General features: G+C 31.2%; 16 protein-coding genes. 5 read left to right on the top strand and 11 right to left on the bottom strand.

The features are described 5' to 3' along the window. Positions 1 to 28: 28 nt before the first annotated feature. A complete protein-coding gene (locus Ollyesu_RS00610; RefSeq protein ID WP_279301881.1) occupies positions 29 to 1,273 on the top strand; it encodes a glycosyltransferase family 4 protein in 1,245 nt (414 codons plus the stop codon). 31 nt (positions 1,274 to 1,304) lie between these two features. On the opposite strand, the gene Ollyesu_RS00605 is transcribed toward Ollyesu_RS00610, so the two are convergent. From Ollyesu_RS00605 to Ollyesu_RS00595, 3 genes are all read right to left on the bottom strand, one after another. Next, entirely contained in the window at positions 1,305 to 1,871 is a 567-nt protein-coding gene (locus tag Ollyesu_RS00605) for a hypothetical protein (protein WP_279301880.1), read from the bottom strand. A gap of 1 nt (position 1,872) precedes the next feature. Beyond that, positions 1,873 to 3,576, bottom strand: coding sequence for a sodium:solute symporter (locus Ollyesu_RS00600; protein WP_279301879.1), 1,704 nt, complete (start codon positions 3,574 to 3,576; stop codon positions 1,873 to 1,875). A gap of 111 nt (positions 3,577 to 3,687) precedes the next feature. Continuing rightward, a complete protein-coding gene (locus tag Ollyesu_RS00595; RefSeq protein WP_279301878.1) occupies positions 3,688 to 6,216 on the bottom strand; it encodes a PIG-L family deacetylase in 2,529 nt (842 codons plus the stop codon). Positions 6,217 to 6,400: 184 nt separating this feature from the next. Between Ollyesu_RS00595 and Ollyesu_RS00590 the strand changes: the two genes are divergently transcribed. After that, positions 6,401 to 7,105, top strand: coding sequence for a lysoplasmalogenase (locus tag Ollyesu_RS00590; RefSeq protein WP_279301877.1), 705 nt, complete (start codon positions 6,401 to 6,403; stop codon positions 7,103 to 7,105). A 93-nt stretch (positions 7,106 to 7,198) separates the two neighbouring features. Here the strand turns inward: Ollyesu_RS00590 and corA are convergent, their stop codons facing one another. From corA to Ollyesu_RS00555, 7 genes are read right to left on the bottom strand one after another with little or no spacing between them, the layout of a single operon-like run. Then, positions 7,199 to 8,278, bottom strand: a complete 1,080-nt coding sequence (corA, locus tag Ollyesu_RS00585; protein WP_279301876.1) for a magnesium/cobalt transporter CorA — start codon at positions 8,276 to 8,278, stop codon at positions 7,199 to 7,201. Between the two features lie 9 nt (positions 8,279 to 8,287). Continuing rightward, the gene (locus tag Ollyesu_RS00580; RefSeq protein WP_279301875.1) at positions 8,288 to 8,818 is read right to left on the bottom strand and encodes a mechanosensitive ion channel domain-containing protein; all 531 of its coding nucleotides are present in this window, start codon (positions 8,816 to 8,818) and stop codon (positions 8,288 to 8,290) included. Positions 8,819 to 8,850: 32 nt separating this feature from the next. Then, the gene (locus tag Ollyesu_RS00575) at positions 8,851 to 9,756 is read right to left on the bottom strand and encodes a septum formation inhibitor Maf (protein WP_279301874.1); all 906 of its coding nucleotides are present in this window, start codon (positions 9,754 to 9,756) and stop codon (positions 8,851 to 8,853) included. A gap of 31 nt (positions 9,757 to 9,787) precedes the next feature. Next, positions 9,788 to 10,381: a Maf family nucleotide pyrophosphatase gene (locus tag Ollyesu_RS00570; protein WP_279301873.1), complete on the bottom strand. Its 594-nt coding sequence runs from the start codon at positions 10,379 to 10,381 to the stop codon at positions 9,788 to 9,790. Between the two features lie 3 nt (positions 10,382 to 10,384). Next, positions 10,385 to 11,320 (bottom strand): geranylgeranylglycerol-phosphate geranylgeranyltransferase, encoded by a 936-nt coding sequence (locus tag Ollyesu_RS00565; RefSeq protein ID WP_279301872.1) that lies wholly within the window; start codon positions 11,318 to 11,320, stop codon positions 10,385 to 10,387. 44 nt (positions 11,321 to 11,364) lie between these two features. Then, the gene (locus Ollyesu_RS00560; protein ID WP_279301871.1) at positions 11,365 to 11,895 is read right to left on the bottom strand and encodes an HAD-IIIA family hydrolase; all 531 of its coding nucleotides are present in this window, start codon (positions 11,893 to 11,895) and stop codon (positions 11,365 to 11,367) included. Continuing rightward, positions 11,885 to 12,643 (bottom strand): DUF2520 domain-containing protein, encoded by a 759-nt coding sequence (locus tag Ollyesu_RS00555; RefSeq protein ID WP_279301870.1) that lies wholly within the window; start codon positions 12,641 to 12,643, stop codon positions 11,885 to 11,887. Before Ollyesu_RS00555 ends, Ollyesu_RS00560 begins: the two co-directional genes overlap by 11 nt. A gap of 59 nt (positions 12,644 to 12,702) precedes the next feature. Between Ollyesu_RS00555 and Ollyesu_RS00550 the strand changes: the two genes are divergently transcribed. Together Ollyesu_RS00550 and ccsA are read left to right on the top strand one after the other, a co-directional pair. Beyond that, positions 12,703 to 13,113, top strand: a complete 411-nt coding sequence (locus tag Ollyesu_RS00550; protein WP_279301869.1) for a group III truncated hemoglobin — start codon at positions 12,703 to 12,705, stop codon at positions 13,111 to 13,113. Positions 13,114 to 13,198: 85 nt separating this feature from the next. After that, positions 13,199 to 16,411, top strand: a complete 3,213-nt coding sequence (gene ccsA, locus Ollyesu_RS00545; RefSeq protein WP_279301868.1) for a cytochrome c biogenesis protein CcsA — start codon at positions 13,199 to 13,201, stop codon at positions 16,409 to 16,411. 70 nt (positions 16,412 to 16,481) lie between these two features. Here the strand turns inward: ccsA and Ollyesu_RS00540 are convergent, their stop codons facing one another. After that, complete coding sequence (locus Ollyesu_RS00540; RefSeq protein WP_279301867.1) at positions 16,482 to 17,327, bottom strand: hypothetical protein; 846 nt, start codon at positions 17,325 to 17,327, stop codon at positions 16,482 to 16,484. 564 nt (positions 17,328 to 17,891) lie between these two features. On the opposite strand from Ollyesu_RS00540, the gene mscL reads away from it, so the two are divergent. Further along, entirely contained in the window at positions 17,892 to 18,338 is a 447-nt protein-coding gene (gene mscL, locus Ollyesu_RS00535; RefSeq protein ID WP_279301866.1) for a large conductance mechanosensitive channel protein MscL, read from the top strand. Positions 18,339 to 18,340: the final 2 nt, after the last annotated feature.

Genomic DNA, 18,340 nt, shown 5'->3' with positions numbered 1-18,340 from the left:
AATTATTAATCCAAAAATAATCCCTCTTTTGAGTCAAAAACTCCTCATTATTGGCTTTGTATGGCCAGAACCTAAAAGTTCTGCTGCTGGCTACAGAATGATGCAATTAATAGACGTGTTTCAGACAGGTAATTATGATATTACATTTGCATCTGCCTGCGCTAAAACAGAAAACGCATTCGATTTATCAAGTATTGGTGTTAAAACAGAACACATTGTTTTAAACGATAGTAGTTTTGATTCTTTTATTAAAACATTAAATCCAAACATTGTGTTGTTTGACCGTTTTATGGTTGAAGAGCAATTTGGATGGCGTGTGGCAGAGCATTGTCCTAATGCTTTAAGAGTATTGGATACAGAAGATTTGCACAGTTTACGCAAAGGACGTCAACAAGCCTTAAAAGATCAAGCGTTTTTTGATAAAAATTATTTGCAAAACGACACAGCAAAACGTGAAATTGCAAGTATTTTGAGATGCGATTTAACATTAATGATATCTCAAGTAGAGATAGAAATATTAGTTAATCAATTTAAAGTAGATGAACACTTGTTGTATTACCTTCCGTTTTTATTAGACCCAATTTCTCCAGAAGCACAGCGCAACAGTCCAAAGTTTAAAGACCGTAACGATTTTATTACCATAGGTAACTTTATGCACGAGCCTAATTTTGATGCAGTTTTATTTTTAAAAGAAGAGATTTGGCCACTCATAAAAAAAGAATTACCTAAAGCAGAAATGCATATTTACGGGTCCTATGTGTCTGATAAAGCAACACAATTGCATAGCGATAAAGATGGCTTTTTAATTAAAGGCTTTGCAGAAGATGTTAACCAAGTGATGAAAGAGGCTAAAGTATGTTTAGCACCTTTACGTTTTGGAGCAGGATTAAAAGGTAAACTGATTGATGCCATGATAAATGGTACGCCTTGTATTACTACAACTATTGGAGCAGAAGGTATGTATGGTACCTTAAAAGATACTAATGCATTTATTGAAGACGATGCTAAAGCATTTGCTAAGCAAGCAGTAGAGCTATACTCCAATAAAATATACTGGAATGGTAAGCAAAAAAATGGTTTTATGATTATTAACACACTTTACGATAAGGCTATCTATACTAAAGATGTGTTATACAAATTAGAGCTACTTCAAACAGGATTAAATAACCATAGACAGCAACACTTTTTAGGTCAAATCTTGATGCATCAAACTATGCAAAGTACAAAGTATATGAGTAAATGGATTGAGGAGAAAAACTCTAAGAATGATTAGTATTCTTATTAATTGTAATTGTAAATGCGTTTTACTCTAAATCATTGACATTTATTTTATCAAATAGTCTTCCTTTATTTGGTATAAAATAAAATCCATTTTTTCGTTTTTCTTTAAACTTTTCTTCTGACTGTTCTTTAGAAAGTAATTGTAGCGAATCATTTTCATAAAAGTATATTCCTTCTGTAGTTGGTCGTTTTGTATTCCAGTTTTTTGGGATAGAATCTACACTATATATTATACTATTTGAATTAAAAGGAAAAACACCTTCGTTCTTAAATTGTGCATATAACCAAATTCCATTTTTACGAAACGCACCATCACTATCAATTAAAAAAGCTGAATAATAAGAAATAATTGTAGAATCATTTGCTACTTCAAAATCTCTATCAAACATATACATATGTCTTTTTTTTAAAAGTAGTTTAGGGAATTCGTCAGACTCCGATTTCCCTACTGTCATTATTAAATGACTTGGGTTATTTACTAAGGTATCTTGAATAGTAAGTTTTTTTAAGTCCGATTCACTAATTATTTTATAATCATCTTGACATGAAAAAATTAATAATACTAAAACAAGAATTTTAAATAGTTTCATTTCAAGAAGTTTCTATATCTTCATTTTTCATTAGGGTTTGTAATACAAAAGCAATTATTATAACTATCACACAACCTACAAAATTTAACCATAAAAATGGAAGATTTATAAAACCATATTCATTTAAGAAAAATAATCCAATCACTAATACTTGAGTGATTAGTGCAGCAATAAAGACTGCATTGGCTTTGATGTATTTAAAGAAAAATGCTAATAAGAAAATCCCTAACACATTTCCATAAAAAATAGAACCTATTATATTAACTAATTGAATTAAATTTTCAGCTAGATTAGCAACACAGGCGACACCAATTGCAATAATTCCCCAAAGTAACGTAAATCCTTTTGAGGCTTTAACCATTTCAGATTCTGTTTTTGGGCCTACTCTGTGTTTGTATAAATCGATAGTTGTTGTACTAGCAAGTGCGTTTAGTTCTGATGCAGTACTAGACATGGCTGCGCTTAAAATAACTGCTAACAATAGTCCAATTAACCCTTTAGGCAAATTATTAAGTATAAAATGGATAAACACGTAGTCCTTATCGTTATCCTCAACCTTTAAGTTTTTAGCATCTCCTGCTTTTACAATTAGTGCTCTTGCGTTTGCTCTTAATGTGTCACTTTGTGCATTGTAATCTGCAATTAATTCTTGGTTAACAGTTCCATTAGCATTAGCAAATTCGGTTATAGCTGCTTTTTTAAGGTCAAACACTTCCTGTTGTTTAATTTGCAGTGCTTTATATTCGTCTGCATAATCAGAATTTAATACTACTTCTGTAGCTGTAGGATTAAAGTTAATTGGTGCTTCATTAAATTGGTAAAACACAAACACCATAACACCAACTAACAGGATAAAAAATTGCATAGGCACTTTTAACAATCCGTTAAAAATCAACCCTAAACGCATTTCTTTAACAGATTTACCTGATAAATAGCGTTGTACTTGACTTTGGTCAGTCCCAAAGTAAGAGAGCATTAAAAATGTACCACCAATTAATCCTGTCCAAACTGTATATCTATTGTCTAAGTCAAAAGAAAAATCTAGCACTTCCATTTTACCACTAGCACCTGCAATATCTAGTGCTTTTTTGAATGTGATATCGTCTGGTAAATGATTTAATATTAAAATGAAAGCAATAATCATTCCTGTAAAAATCACAATCATTTGATGTTTTTGAGTCACATTGACTGCTTTTGTACCACCAGACACTGTGTATATTATCACTAAAACACCAATTAAAATATTAAGTACTAATAAGTTCCAACCTAATACAGCAGACAAGATAATTGCTGGAGCAAAAATGGTAATTCCTGCAGCCAATCCACGTTGTATTAAAAAGAGAATAGCAGTTAACGATCTGGTTTTTCGGTCAAACCGATTTTCTAAAAACTCGTAAGCAGTATAGACTTTTAATCTATGATATAATGGGATAAAAACCATGCAAATCACAATCATAGCAATAGGTAATCCAAAATAAAATTGGACAAATCCCATTCCAGAATGGAATGCTTGTCCAGGTGTGCTTAAAAAGGTAATGGCACTAGCTTGAGTAGCCATAACCGATAAGCCAATAGTCCACCATTTGCTTGTGTTACCACCTTTTAAATAATCTTGTACGTTTTTACTTCCTCTAGTTTGGTATGTACCATAAATAACTATTGTAAATAATGTTCCTAATAAGACAATCCAATCTAATGTTTGCATAATTTAGAACAGTTTAGTGATAAAGTAAAAAGCTAAAATGTATAAAGCATTAGCCACTAAAAGCACTGTGTACAGAGATTTCCATTGGTATTTTGGTTGGTCTTGCATGTTTTAGTTTTTTAATCCAGTATCAGTATTTAAATGGTCTTTACCAATACTTAACATATTAGCAAATAGTCTGTAAGCACCAGACACACCAGCAGGAAATTCTCTAAAAAAGCTAAGTCCTGTATAGATATAATGTCCTTTTCCGTGTTTTGCTACTAACAAACTTCCTGTTTTTGGTGTTTCACCTGAATCATTCATGGATAAAATTGGTGTAAATTCTGGAGCCCATTCGTCTGGAAAATACAGCCCACGTTCTTGTGTCCAACCTTCAAAATCTTGAGAAGTAATTGTATTTGGAAAGTTAAGCAACTCGTGTTTAGGATTTAGTAAGGTGACTTCAGCCTGTTCATCAGTTACTCGATCTCTAGATAATTTTAAACTATAAGGTGCAATATTATCTACTTTAATCCTTCGACTAGTATTGTATTGCACAATCATATTTCCTCCTTTTTCTACAAAATCAAATAAAATATCTTGTTTAAATTTTAAGTCTTCCACAATATTATAGGCTCTAATCCCAACAACGACTGCATCAAAAGCACTTAATCTTTCAGTAGTGATATCTTCAGGTTTTAACACTAGCACGTTGTAACCAATTTGTCTTAAACTTTCTGGTACTACGTCTCCTGCACCTTCAATATAAGCGATGTTTTCACCACGTTTTTTAATATCTAAACGCACGACTTTACTCTCGCTAGGTAACGCTACAGTTTGAAACGGAATATGATTATAATCTATCTCTACCAACTCTCTAGTATAAATTTGATCACCAACATGCACCATTGGTGTCATAAGACCTTCGTTTTGGTTTTTAGGAGGTATTACAGTAAAAATTAATGTTTGTTCTTGACCTTTATTAGCAATTAAAAACTTTTGTTTTTCAGGATATACGGACCATCCATTTGGGTGTGCTATTTGTACGAAACCTTCCAAATTATCACGTCCTGCTTTAACAATAACAGGAATATCCTTTTGTTGGTCTGTTTCAAAAATGATTACTTTTTCTGCAATTTTAGCTGAAGCTTCTGGAATAATCTCAAACGGTCTATATAATTCACCTTTATCTGGTTTAGAATAACGATAAATTAAATCCTTAGTGGTTTTATAAGAAAACCCATTGATGTTTAAATTAAAATCAATAGTAATAGCACGAGGTGTTTCAGGTTTACCTATTAAGCTTTTATCTTCAACATTGTACATCCCTAAATTTCCTTTTTGGTTTAACCAATATGGAGTTGTTGGTTTAAGATAGGTTGGGATGGTTACACTTTCTTTAATCTGTTCTTTTTCGTTAGGTTTTAATAGCATTCCTGAGGACATACTAACACCTTTATTAATTATGGAATAACTGTCTAGCCTAATAGAGGCATCACTTCTGTTTAGTGCTTCAATAGTTATGTCTATAGTTTGATTGGTACTGCTGTTTGGTGTATTAGCTGAAGCTTCGATATATAATCCTGCACAAGCTTCAATAATACGGTCTATTTCTTTAGTTTTTATGGTTTTCCAGTGATTATCTTCAAGATTTTGAATGAGTGTTCTAGCTTTTAACAAATCATTTAAATGAATAGAAGGGTTTTCAAAATTAAAATTCTTTTGAACTGTTTTTAAAATAGATTCAATTTTATCTCCACCTTTAACTCGTGTCCAAGTCGTGTTAATACCATCAAACAAGTTGGATTTGTCTTTAGGTAAATCGCCTTTAATCAATTCTACCCATTCTGTTTGACTACCTCTGGTTGTTAACCTTCCAAAGCCTTGACATAAATGTTTGCTACTAGCTAGTGATGCAATTTCGTTATTGGACAATCCTAAAGCAGGATAGTACACACCAACATCAAAATTAAGTAAGTTGGTTTTGTCGGCTTCTTCAAATTTTTCTCGACTACCATAAAACCACCATGAGGTATTAAAAAAACCACGTTTTGGTTGCCAAGTTCCATATTGTTTTACTTGTTCTGGATAAGCATTTTTATCGTTAGCCAAATCGTATGCTTCCAAACTTAGCATTGCAGAACTGGTATGATGACCATGAGTCGTACCTGGAGTTCTGTGATTAAATCTGTTAATAATAATATCTGGTTTAAATTGTCTAATAGCTAATACCACATCACTAAGTACTTCATCTTTATTCCATATGTCTAAAGTCTCGTCTGGATGTTTAGAGTAGCCAAAATCGTTTGCTCTAGTAAAGCGTTGCTCACCACCATCTGTGCGTCTTGCAGCTAGTAATTCTTGAGTACGAATTACGCCTAAAAGTTCTCTTAATTCTGGACCAATTAAGTTTTGACCACCATCTCCACGTGTTAACGACAAATAGGCTGTCCGTGCTTTTACATGGTTAGACATGTAGCTTATTAAACGTGTGTTTTCGTCATCTGGATGCGCAGCTATGTATAAAACCGAACCTAAAAAATTAAGTTTTTTTATAGCTTGATGTATCTCTGACGCATTTAATTTTTCTGGTTGTTGTGCTTGTAAACTTACTGTAAAGCAACATATAAATAGGAGAGAAGCAATTATTTTTTGCATGGTTGTGTTTAATAATTTGAAAGTCTTTCAAATATAAACAATAGGAATAGGAATACTAGTTTTTTAGATTTCTTTAACTTTATGAATGGTCATTAATAATGAAAATCTCAAGTCGTAAATGGCAAGTTGTTAGTAAGTTAAAAATAATTATGTTATTATTGTATTCATATTTTTCCCAAATCATATGAAATCTATATTTAAAAACTTAACATACTTCACCCTATTTTACTTTTTTCTGTTTGCGGTAGATGCTTACGTAAAAGTGTTTTTTTTGCATAGCCTATTAAGGTACATTACAAAGGGAGCTTTGATTATTGCGCTATTGTATTATTTTATTTTAAATAATAATGATACAAGCCAACGAAATATTAGATTAATTGTATTAGCAATCTGTAGTTTTTTAATTGGTGATGAGTTAATTATTGCAGGAAATATAAATAGATATTTTTTTGTTTTAGGTGTTATTTTTTTTGGAATTGGAAAGATATTATATAGTATTAGATTTTCTCATAAGAAAGATTTTAATACATTAAAATTATTACCTTTTCTTTTGTTTTGCTTTTCATATATGAGTGTAGTTATGATGATTATTTATGACAATCTTAATAGCTATTTTATTCCAGTTTTAATTTATTTATTTATTGTTATGTTAACTGCACAGTTTGCTTTTTTAAGACGTTCTGAAGTAAATAATATTAGTTATTTTTTAGTTTTAATTGGAGTTGTGTTTTCTATGTTTTCTGATAGTATTACGCTTTTAAAAGAGTTTTACAGCGAAACTATAGCTTACAACCAGTATACAATTATGTTATTTTATGCATTATCTCAATATTTTATTGTGATTGGACTTGTAAAAGAGAGAAAAAAATTGATAATGATGCAATACTAGTAAAAACTATACTTTGATTTTTATATTTCAGACTTTGCCCGAAGTAGAAGTTTAATTAAACCAACTCAATGGAGTATTTTACTGCTTACTTGTTTACAGCCATTTTTTACGTTTAAAGTAAATAAGCATTCCAACAAATATTACAATCATCACAATCCAAACAATATGATAACCGTATTTATAGTGTAGTTCTGGCATGTTTACAAAATTCATCCCATAGATACCAGCAATAAAGGTTAATGGTATAAATATGGTAGCAATAATGGTTAATACTTTCATGACTTCATTCATTTTGTTGCTAATGGTTGTCATATACATATCCATTAAACTCCAAATCATTTCACGGTAAATGTCTATGGTTTCTGTGACTTGTATAACATGGTCGTAAACGTCTCTAAAAAAGTGTGTGGTTTTTTCGTCAATTAATCCATTTTCACTTTTTTCAAGTCGATTGATTATTTCACGAAGTGGGAAAATAGCACGTCTTATTTTTAGAATTTCTCTTTTCAGGTTTTGTATTTGTTGTGAAATTTCTTCTTGAGTTAAGCCTGTAAATAGATCGTCCTCTAAATCCTCAATTTTATTACCCATAGTCTCAATGATTGCATAATAATTATCAACTATGGCGTCTATTAAGGCATATAATAGATAATCCGATTCATGTACACGAACGCGTCCTTTTTTAGTGCGTATTCGTTCTCTAACGTTATCAAAAACATCGCCTTCGGCTTCCTGAAAGGTTAGTACGTAATTTTTACCCAGTACAAAGCTAACTTGCTCTGCAACGATGTTTTCGGTTTCATCGTAGTACATCATTTTTAAGACAATAAATATATAGTCATTATACTCGTCTATTTTAGGACGCTGAGTAGTATTTACAATATCTTCCAGAATTAGTGGATGTAATTTGTAGTAATTACCAATTTTTTCAATTTCATTAATAAAGTTTAGACCGTTAAGATTAAACCAAGTTATGGTTTCTGAATCTTTAAAACGAAAGGCATCTTCTACAGAGTCCAGATCTGCTTCCTTACAGTCATCATCATTATAATCAAAAACATGCAGATGTAAAGATTTATCTTCTTTGGCTCCTGTATAAATTAATGCACCAGGAACTTGACCTATCTGTTTTTTATAATTTTGGGTACGTTTTTTTTGTCTTTTTTTAGCCATACTTACCGTTTAATGCATATCTCCAAAATCTTCGATAGCATCTTTCTGAACTAAAGTTACAGCTTTTTGTAGAATTAGATTGTTCGGGTAAGTGACTAAGTCGCCATTATCCAACCTAAGATGTAGTTGAAATGCACGTATATCTTCTATTATGGCTTCAATTGGTGCGTCTTTATCATGAATTTTAATTTTGTCTCCCACTTTGTATGGAAACGAAAAAAACATAATTATTCCCGAAGTCACGTTGCTTAATATGGACCAAATGGCAAATAGACCAATACCAATAACTGCAAATACAGAAGAGAAAATTACTGCTAAATCTTCAAATTTTGCTCCAAAAATATAGGCTACAAATAAGATGAAAATTAAAAATAGTGTCACTGTTGTGTAACGAGAAATTAATCCGATTCTAGCATCGTTAATTCCGCTTTTTTGACCAATTTTTTTAATGAATAGTTTTACAGTAAAACGAATAACAAGAAATATGGCTAAAATAATAGCCGAATTGATTAATTCTGTTTTAAAATTGTCTAAAAACATAACTTAGTTTAATTGTAAAACAAATATAGTTTTTATTCTAAGTCTAAGGTTTTTCTTAAGTCCAAATCTGTATTACTATTTTTATTCCAGTAGGCAGATTTTATACTTTTAAGTTTAGTTGCTTTTGTAGTTAAACCATTGGTGGTTTCTGACCAAGATTTAATATCATAAGGAAATTCTGGATTGTAGTATATCTCTAATATCTTATCCAAATCTTTAATGGTAAGCTTAAATTTTCCTGGCGCGTTTTCCGCGAAAGCGTTATAACCTTTTAAAGGTTTATGATTGAGTCTAATAAATTCTAAATTTGGAATTATAGAAAAATAACCTGTTGGTAAACTGTTTGGGTTAATACGAAGTTGTGTCCAAATTTCGTTTTCTAACACTGTTTTTTCTAACGTAAATTGTTGGTCTGCTTCCCATTGAAAATACGAGTGAGACGTTACTTGAAACTGCTCTCTGTTATTAAGTTGTGTGTAGACTTGTCCACACCATTCTTGTATAGAGGCACTAACTTTTATAGCATGTTGGTTGTTTGCTACAGGATAAAATGTACTTTGCATTATAGAATAAGGGTAAATTCCTGTATTGAAGTTTTTAGTACTATTTAATTTTAAAACATTAATATTTGAAGTGTTACTCTGGTCTGCTTTAACTTGTGCCTCTGCTAAAAAAGATTCTGTGACGTAAACTAAAACTGCATGACCTTCTCTAATTTCTCCGTAACGTGCTTGTTCTAATTTGTAGGACGTGATTTCTGCTTCACCTGCATACCAATAGTCATTGAATTGTTTGTTGGGTTTGTATGTTGATTCTTCTGTTATGTCTAAATCTATAACTGTAGTTTTGGCAACATCTTTTATATTAACTCTGTTATTTTTATTACAGCTAAAAAGTAGTATTGTTGTAACAAATAGGAGTGTTTTAAGGGTTTTCATAGTCGATTTTATTTAGTATAAAAATACAACTCTAAAACTCGTCTGCAATGGTATTTAACGTTTCGTAAACAAGATGTGTTGGCATACCAACAACGTTAAAAAAAGAGCCTTCTATACCAATAACACCAATTTGTCCAATCCATTCTTGGATGCCATAAGCACCTGCTTTGTCCATAGGAGCATAAGTGTTTATGTAGTGCCAAATTTCTTCGTCTGTAAAACTTTTAAAGCTAACTTTTGTAACAGCATTAACCGTTTTTTGATACTTTTTTGTACGCATACAAACAGAAGTGATAACTTCGTGTGTGTCATCGCTTAAGGCCTTAAGCATAGCAAATGCTTCATCTTTATTTCTGGGTTTGCCTAAAGCAGTATTATTGTGCCAAACAATAGTGTCACTAGTTACCAAGATATCGTTATCTTTTAGTTCATCTAAAAAGGGAAGCGATTTAAGTTGTGCTAGATAGTCACTGATTTCAAAATGGAGTAATTTATTTGGATATTCTTCTTTTATGTGTTTTAAACGGACTTCAAAATCCAAACCTAAATCTCTGAAAAACTGTTGACGTCTGGGTGATCCAGATGCTAAAATAATATGTCGATTTTTAAGTTTTTCTTTGAGCATAATTTATTTTGTTAATAAATATATTATCATAGACAACATACCAAATAGCATGACTAATTTAAGCAAATTACTTATGGTTTTGAAGTCTTTTTTATGTTCAGCTGTAAATAGTTTTATTGCAATATATATTAATGGTCCAACAACTGTTACTATAAAATAAATAACAACAATTTTTTGCATGAATAAAAACGATGCTAAATAATACACTAAAACCAATATTGAAATTACTGTTATTCCAAACGCTATTTTTGCTGCTCTATCCTTACCCAATACAATTGGTAAGGTTTTAAGTTGCGCTTTATAGTCGCCATCTACGTCTTGTATGTCTTTTACAATTTCTCTTATTAATGATATTAAAAATGCAAAAACAGCATAATCAAAAAGTACCTCTAGCATGGACGATTGAATAAATTGATTTTGAGGTGTAATAGCTGGAAATAATTCAAAAACACCAACAATCATAAGGCTTAGACCAACCAACATACTTATTATAATATTGCCAACCAGAAGCATGTGTTGCAGGAAAGAAGAATAAATGTAGAGTAGCGCAGCAATAATAACAAAAATGGCAAAAAAGCTACTAACACCTACAATATGCGATAAATAAAACCCTAGCACAACACCTATAACTGTTAAAGCCATATAATAGTTATAACCTTGTTCTGTAGTAATATGTTGACCAATAATTTGTTGCTTGGGTTTGTTAATTTTGTCAGCCTCAACATCAAAAATGTCGTTAATAATATATCCTCCAGCTGCAATACAAAGTGTAGAAAGTATCAATAATACAAATTGAAAATGAGTTAGTGTGGTTGATACAAATACTTGTTGACCATCAATAAGCATATTTAACGAAGGAAATAGCGCATACTTAATTAAAATTTGTACTAATGCAATGAGTAGCAAGTTTTTATATCTTATAAGTTTAAGTAGTTTCAAGGTTGTAATTATTTAAATTGATGGTTAATTATCTAATTATGCTGTTAATACGTCTGTGCATCAAAATTGCTATCCCATTTATCTTGTACTTTTAGTACTTGCTCAATAACGTCTCTTACACAACCTTCACCTCCTAATTTATGAGAAATATATTTTGAAATACGTTTCACCTCTTGAACAGCATCTTGCGGACAAGTTGCCAAACCAACCAATTTTAAAACTGGCACATCAGGTATATCGTCACCCATATACAACACCTGTTCTGGTTTGATTTTGTAGTTATGTAAGTACTCTTCAAATGGTTCAATTTTTTTATGAGCACCTAAATACACATCTTTAACGCCAAGGTGTTGCAAACGTAGTCTTACTCCTTCATTAGTACCTCCAGAGATAATACAAACATTAAATCCATGGTTTAGTGCTTGTTTTATAGCATAACCGTCTTTAACATTCATATGTCTTATCATTTCTCCAGAAGTAGTGATAGTAACCATCCCGTTAGTTAATACACCATCTACGTCAAAAATAAATGTTGTTATTTGATGTAAATATTCTTTATAGCTTTTATTGTCCATGCGTTTTTTTGATAGATGAGGTTAGCAATTTGTAAATGGCTTCATGGTGTTGATTATCCAGTAATTTTAAATGTCTTTTTATAGTTTTTTTGTCATTTCGCTTTGCTGGTCCTGTTTGTGCCATATATGGTGAAACGTCTTGTATTTTTCTTGCAGTTTCTGTAATTAGCGGTTTCAAAATATCAAATTCGGCACCATGTTTTTCGGTAATCTCATGAGCAATTCTGTATATCTGATTAGTAAAATTATTTACAAAAACAGCTGCCAGATGTAAAGCAGGTCTTTGATCTGGATTTACCTTGTAGGTTTTGCATCCAAGAGATTCGCCTAACGTTTTAAGTAGCTTATAATCTTGTTTTCTAAGGGTTTCAATACAAATCGGTACAGTAGTAAAATCTAAATCAACCGTTTTGCTAAAAGTTTGTAATGGATAAAACACGCCTCTATATTGTTTTTTGTCAATATCATATAAACTAGCGCTACCAGAGGTGTGTACCACCAATCTATTGTCAAAGGGTAATGCGCTGCTTAAAGTTTCAATTACATCATCATTGACTGCTATGATGTATACATCTGCGTCAACCAATTGATTAATATTGTCTGTAACGTTAACTTCATTTTTATAAGCTTCAATGGTTTTTTTGTTTCGGTTATACCATTGCACAACTTCTATATTAGAAGGGCTTTTAAAAGCCTTATAAAGATGTGTGGCAACGTTTCCTGCGCCAAGCAAAACTATTTTAATCATAGTGCTAAAATACTAAGAAATTACATAATTGAAATAACAAAGCTCTATCTTTGTTTAAGATGAATAGAAAAACAATTAGTACTAGAGATGATGTGACTTTATTGGTCCATGAGTTTTACAAAAAAGTTAGGATTGATGCGTTATTAGGACCAATTTTTAATGATGCTATTACAGATTGGGAAACACACCTTGATCATTTAGTTACATTTTGGGAAACTAGCTTGTTTATTGGTAGAAAATTAGAGCACAAGTACACAGGAAACCCACTTGAAGCGCATGTAAAAATAGATACAAGATATAATCAGACAATTACCGAATTACATTTTGGTGTATGGTTAAACTTATGGTATGCTACAATTGACCAGTATTTTGAGGGTGACGTTGCAGATAATGCAAAGCGACGTGCCAGAAAAATGGGCACTTTTATGTATCTAAAAATCTTTGAAGCTAGACATAATAAAAAACTATAATTTTAACACAAGATTTGGATGTTTTTGAGGAATTAAAACCAACAAAAACAATTATCTTTGCACGAGCTAAAAAAGGCCTATTATTATGCAAAATAAAATCGCCAAAATCCTATTTTCTACACGATTAACCTCTATTTTATTTATTGTATTTGCTGTTGCTATGGCTGCAGGAACTATTTTGGATAGAAATATGGATACGTCTCCAACTCCTTACACTAGAAATTTAATATACAATGCCTGGTGGTTTGAAGCTATTATGGTATTTTTTATAATTAATTTTATTGGAAATATCTTTAGATTCAGATTGTTACGTAAAGAGAAATGGGCCACATTAATTCTGCATTTGGCATTTATTTTAATTATTGTTGGTGCAGGAATCACGCGTTATTTTAGCTTTGAAGGGATGATAGCTATTCGAGAAGGCGAAACCGAACGTGCTTTTTTATCTCAAAAAACCTACATTACAGCTTACATTGATGGCGACTATAAAATTGATGGTGTTCCACAACGTTTACCCGTTGAAGCTGAGGTGGATTTTTCTCCACGTATGGATAATAGTTTTAACCTTGATGTAAAATATAATAAAACACCTGTTAGCTTTGAATTAACCGATTTTATTCAAGGTGCAGAAATGGATGTCGTGCCAGATGAAAATGGTGAAAACTACCTAAAAATAGTAGAGGCTAGAGGGGATAATCCACATAATCATTTTTTAAAACAAGGTGAGGTTGAGAATATCCACAACCTTCTAGTAGCACTAGATAACCCAACTCCTGGAGCTGTAAATATTACCACAACAGATAATGGATTAATGGTTGAGTCGCCTTTTGAAGGTGAGTATTTGCAGATGGCTACTATGACGCAAGGTAAGTTAGTAAAGGATAGTTTGCAACCTTTAATGTTACGCTCAAGATACATCATTGGAGATATGCAGTTGGTGTTTCCTAAACCTGTAGTAAAAGGTACTTTTGATGTCGTTAAAAAGTCAACACTATTAAAACAAGATGAAAACGCAGTAGTGTTAAATGTAACTGCTAATGGAGAAACTAAAGAAGTAAAATTATTAGGAAGTCAATGGTCAAATAATCCGTTTAAGCAAATACAAGTGGGTGGACTGGATATTGCATTAAAATATGGGTCTAAGGTTTTAGAACTCCCTTTTGAGGTCAAGTTGAATGACTTTATTGCAGAAAAATACCCAGGAACTGAGAAAAACTACTCGTCATATGAGAGCAAAGTGACTGTAATCGACAAAGAACAGGGCGATTTTGATTTTCATATTTACATGAATAATATTTTAGATCATAGAGGATATCGGTTTTTTCAAGCAGATTTTGATAAAGATTTAAAAGGAACCATTTTATCTGTTAATCATGATTTTTGGGGTACTTGGGTGACTTATATTGGTTACTTTTTACTGTATTTTGGTATGATGGCTATTTTGTTTGCAAACCATACTCGATTTAGAGATTTACAAAACGGATTAGAAAAAATAAAAAATAAAAAAGCAAAGCTAACTACAGTATTGTTGTTATGTTTTGGTTTATCAAGTTTTGGGCAAATTGTACAACATTCTGAGAATGATGGGCACGACCACCAAAAAACGGAACGTAAAGGAGCTTCAAAATTTCAAGTTGATTCTATTTTAAAAGCTAATGTTGCGCCTAAAGTCCATGCGGATAAATTTGGTAGAATTGTTATCCAAGATTTAGATGGACGTATGATGCCTGTTGATACCTATGCTTCAGAATTGTTGCGTAAATTAACTAAATATGATACTTATGAGGGAATGACTGCTAATCAGATCTTTTTGAGTATTCAAGAAAGTCCGATGTTATGGTATAATGTGCCTATTATTTATATAAAACCCAAAAAAGCGGACTCTATTAGACGTGTTATTGGTATTCCTAAAGACCAAGATTATGCTAGTTTATTAGACTTTTTTACAGACGATTTTAAATATAAATTAGATCCTTATTTAGAGGAAGCTTCAGCAGTAAAGGCGCAAACAGGAATACAAAAAGAATTTTTAGATACAAACCAGCGTGTTAATTTGCTTAGTAATGCTATTGAAGGTAGATCGTTAAAGATTTTTCCTGTGCCAGAAGATGAAAATAATACTTGGATATCTCCATTTGAATATAAAAATGAAGGTTATAATCAAAAAATTAAAGACAGTACTTATGGTAGTTTTATAGGCTCTGGCTTTGACTGGTATCTATACTCGTTAAATGAGGCTAAAGAATCAGGAGATTATACCAAACCAGAAAAACTATTAAATGCATTTAAAACCTCGCAATCAAAAGTAGGAGCAGAGGTGATGCTAAGTGACGATAAGATTGATGCTGAAATAATATATAATAAATACGATGTGTTTAAAAAATTATTCAGTTGGTATTTATACGCAGGTACTTTGCTGTTTATTCTTTTAATATGGCAAATTTTTAAAACTACCAATAAGTGGTTAAATACTAGTGTCACGATATTTAAATTTGTTATTTTAGGATTGTTTATTATCCATACTTTAGGTTTAATTGCTCGATGGTATATTTCTGGTCACGCTCCTTGGAGTGATGCATATGAGTCTATGATTTATGTTGCTTGGGCAACCATGTTTTTTGGATTAGCATTTGGAAGAAAAAGTGATTTAACATTAGCGTCAACCGCTTTTGTAACAGCAATGATTTTAATGATTGCACACTGGAATTGGATGGATCCAGCAATTGCTAACTTACAACCTGTATTGAACAGCTATTGGTTAATGATACATGTTGCTGTTATAGTTGCTAGTTATGGACCACTTACCTTAGGAATGATATTAGGTTTAGTAACTTTAGTTTTAATGATTTTAACTAATAAAGACAATAAAACTAAAATGGACCTAAATATTAAAGAGTTAACCATTATTAATGAAATGGCTTTAACTGTAGGTTTAGTTATGTTGACTATTGGTAATTTTCTTGGTGGACAATGGGCTAATGAAAGTTGGGGAAGATATTGGGGTTGGGACCCAAAAGAAACTTGGGCATTAATTAGTATTATGTTATATGCATTTGTAATACATATGCGTTTAGTTCCTGGCTTACGTGGACGTTGGTTATTTAATTTAATGTCTGTCCTTACTTTTGGAAGTATATTAATGACCTATTTTGGGGTTAACTTTTACTTATCAGGATTACATAGTTATGCTAGTGGAGACCAAATATTGAGTTTCCAATTTATAGCTGGTACACTGGTTGTAATTGCTATAATTGGTTTTTTCTCTTACAGAAAATATAACCTTCATTATAAAAAGTAAATATTTTAAACTGTAAGCATAAAAAAACTCACTATTTTCTAGTGAGCTTTTTTATGTTGAAAATTATCTTCTATTTTTTACTTAAGATAATCTTTTTTACAATTGTTTCATTTTCTGTAACTATATGTACAATCAGTATTTTGTTGTCAGCATCAATATTTATTAACGTATTAACTTTATTAATGTCTTTTACAGACTCTAAAGCTGTTCCGTTATAATCATAAATAGTAATTTCTTTTATTAACTCTTCATCGTTTGCACTTACTTTTAATTGGTTATTAGAAATAAGGTAGCTAATATTAGATTTCTTCTTTGGTTTTAAGCTTGAAATACCGTTTGGTCCTAATAAATTTGAAGAGTTTGAGTTATCTGAAATATCGCTTGTGTCTACTGAGTCATTTTCTGCTGCAGGTTCATTAAATGTAATATAAAATCTATCTGTGTAATTTCCTGCGTCAATATTACCAATATAGGCTGAATCATTAATGTTAGTGTAAGTGTCTAATAATGCATCGTAGATATATACGTTAATATCTGATTCAAAATTTTCTAAACTGATTAATTCAATTTTAGCAGATCCACCTATCTCACTATACATTCCAAAAAGATATTGACTAGTTTCTTGGTAGGATCCAACACCTTGTATTACATATCTATTATCTTCAATTAACCAATTTAAATCATTAGCAAACGGAGAGCTTACTGAAGCATCATAACCATAATCGATACCATCCGATGCAGAGTTGTCTGCTGTGAAACCTAATATCAGTTCTCTTGAAGCTCCATTTGGAGCAGTAAAATCTAATCTGACTATTTGAACATTATTAATTGCAGATGACGTGTTTTGGTCTTTGGTTGTTGCAAAAATAGAATGACAAAAGATTAATGACAATAAAAATAAAGTAGCTTTTTTCATGATAAGGGATAATAAATCGGTTAAACAGTTAATTTCTTCGACTAATATATATATGTTTTTACAAAAACACCATAAAACACATATTTTTTCGATGAAATACTCAAAATAATTTTTTATGATTAAATTATATCGACAAAAAGCATATTTAATCGTTAAAATGTTTTTTTATCTCTTTCCATTCGCTTTGTTTGATATCATTTAATTATTTATTAACTTGTTGAAAAATTATAAATACATTAATGGAATACATTAAAAATTTTGGAGTAAGCAACTTTTTATTATTAGTATTATGCCTAGCTATTATTTTAGTTGCAGAGTATCTTTTTCTTCAAGGAGATCAACTACATGGTATCTTTATAGGCTTATGGGCACCTACACTCTTGGGTGTAATGATTTATATTAAAATGGTCAATAATGGAAGGAGATAGTATAGTATTTTGGTTTTCTATTATTGTGTTTTTATGCGTTTTTGCATGGGCTTTGGTTATGGTAAGAGCCTATAATAAAACTCGTAATCAATAACTAACTCAGCTCGGTGAGTTTCCTAATCAAATTTATTTTTTAATGAAATTTCTAAAAGAATTCAAAGAATTTGCTGTTAAAGGCAATATGATGGATATGGCTATTGGTATTATAATAGGTGCATCCTTTAATAAAGTGATAGATGTATTAGTAAAAAAAGTGTTTTTACCACCATTATCGTTAATGACTGATGGCTTAAACTTTCAAAATAAACGCTACATATTAAGAGAAGAGGTTTTAAATAGTAAAGGTAAAACTACAACAGAAGAAGTTGCAATATATTATGGAGAACTGTTTGAAGTTGTGTTAGACTTTTTAATCGTAGGGTTAACGGTTTTTTTAGTGGTAAAAGCCATGAATAAATTGCGGGATAAATCTCAAGATGTAAAAAATAAAACGGTAAAAACACCAAAAGATATCGAGCTTTTAGCAAAATTATCTGATTTAATGGAAGAGCAAAACGCTTTGTTAAAAGCTTCAAAAAAATAGAA

The sequence above is a fragment of the Olleya sp. YS genome, assembly GCF_029760915.1.
GTDB lineage: Bacteria > Bacteroidota > Bacteroidia > Flavobacteriales > Flavobacteriaceae > Olleya.
Note: the sequence above shows the minus strand (reverse complement) of the source record. Positions and strands in the feature narration are given on the sequence as shown.

Bases quoted from the DNA above. Each gene is read 5' to 3' on its own strand.
- Ollyesu_RS00605 (WP_279301880.1), bottom strand. From the start codon at position 1,871: ATGAAACTATTTAAAATTCTTGTTTTAGTATTATTAATTTTTTCATGT.
- Ollyesu_RS00600 (WP_279301879.1), bottom strand. From the start codon at position 3,576: ATGCAAACATTAGATTGGATTGTCTTATTAGGAACATTATTTACAATA.
- Ollyesu_RS00595 (WP_279301878.1), bottom strand. From the start codon at position 6,216: ATGCAAAAAATAATTGCTTCTCTCCTATTTATATGTTGCTTTACAGTA.
- Ollyesu_RS00590 (WP_279301877.1), top strand. From the start codon at position 6,401: ATGAAATCTATATTTAAAAACTTAACATACTTCACCCTATTTTACTTT.
- corA (WP_279301876.1), bottom strand. From the start codon at position 8,278: ATGGCTAAAAAAAGACAAAAAAAACGTACCCAAAATTATAAAAAACAG.
- Ollyesu_RS00580 (WP_279301875.1), bottom strand. From the start codon at position 8,818: ATGTTTTTAGACAATTTTAAAACAGAATTAATCAATTCGGCTATTATT.
- Ollyesu_RS00575 (WP_279301874.1), bottom strand. From the start codon at position 9,756: ATGAAAACCCTTAAAACACTCCTATTTGTTACAACAATACTACTTTTT.
- Ollyesu_RS00570 (WP_279301873.1), bottom strand. From the start codon at position 10,381: ATGCTCAAAGAAAAACTTAAAAATCGACATATTATTTTAGCATCTGGA.
- Ollyesu_RS00560 (WP_279301871.1), bottom strand. From the start codon at position 11,895: ATGGACAATAAAAGCTATAAAGAATATTTACATCAAATAACAACATTT.
- Ollyesu_RS00555 (WP_279301870.1), bottom strand. From the start codon at position 12,643: ATGATTAAAATAGTTTTGCTTGGCGCAGGAAACGTTGCCACACATCTT.
- Ollyesu_RS00550 (WP_279301869.1), top strand. From the start codon at position 12,703: ATGAATAGAAAAACAATTAGTACTAGAGATGATGTGACTTTATTGGTC.
- ccsA (WP_279301868.1), top strand. From the start codon at position 13,199: ATGCAAAATAAAATCGCCAAAATCCTATTTTCTACACGATTAACCTCT.
- Ollyesu_RS00540 (WP_279301867.1), bottom strand. From the start codon at position 17,327: ATGAAAAAAGCTACTTTATTTTTATTGTCATTAATCTTTTGTCATTCT.
- mscL (WP_279301866.1), top strand. From the start codon at position 17,892: ATGAAATTTCTAAAAGAATTCAAAGAATTTGCTGTTAAAGGCAATATG.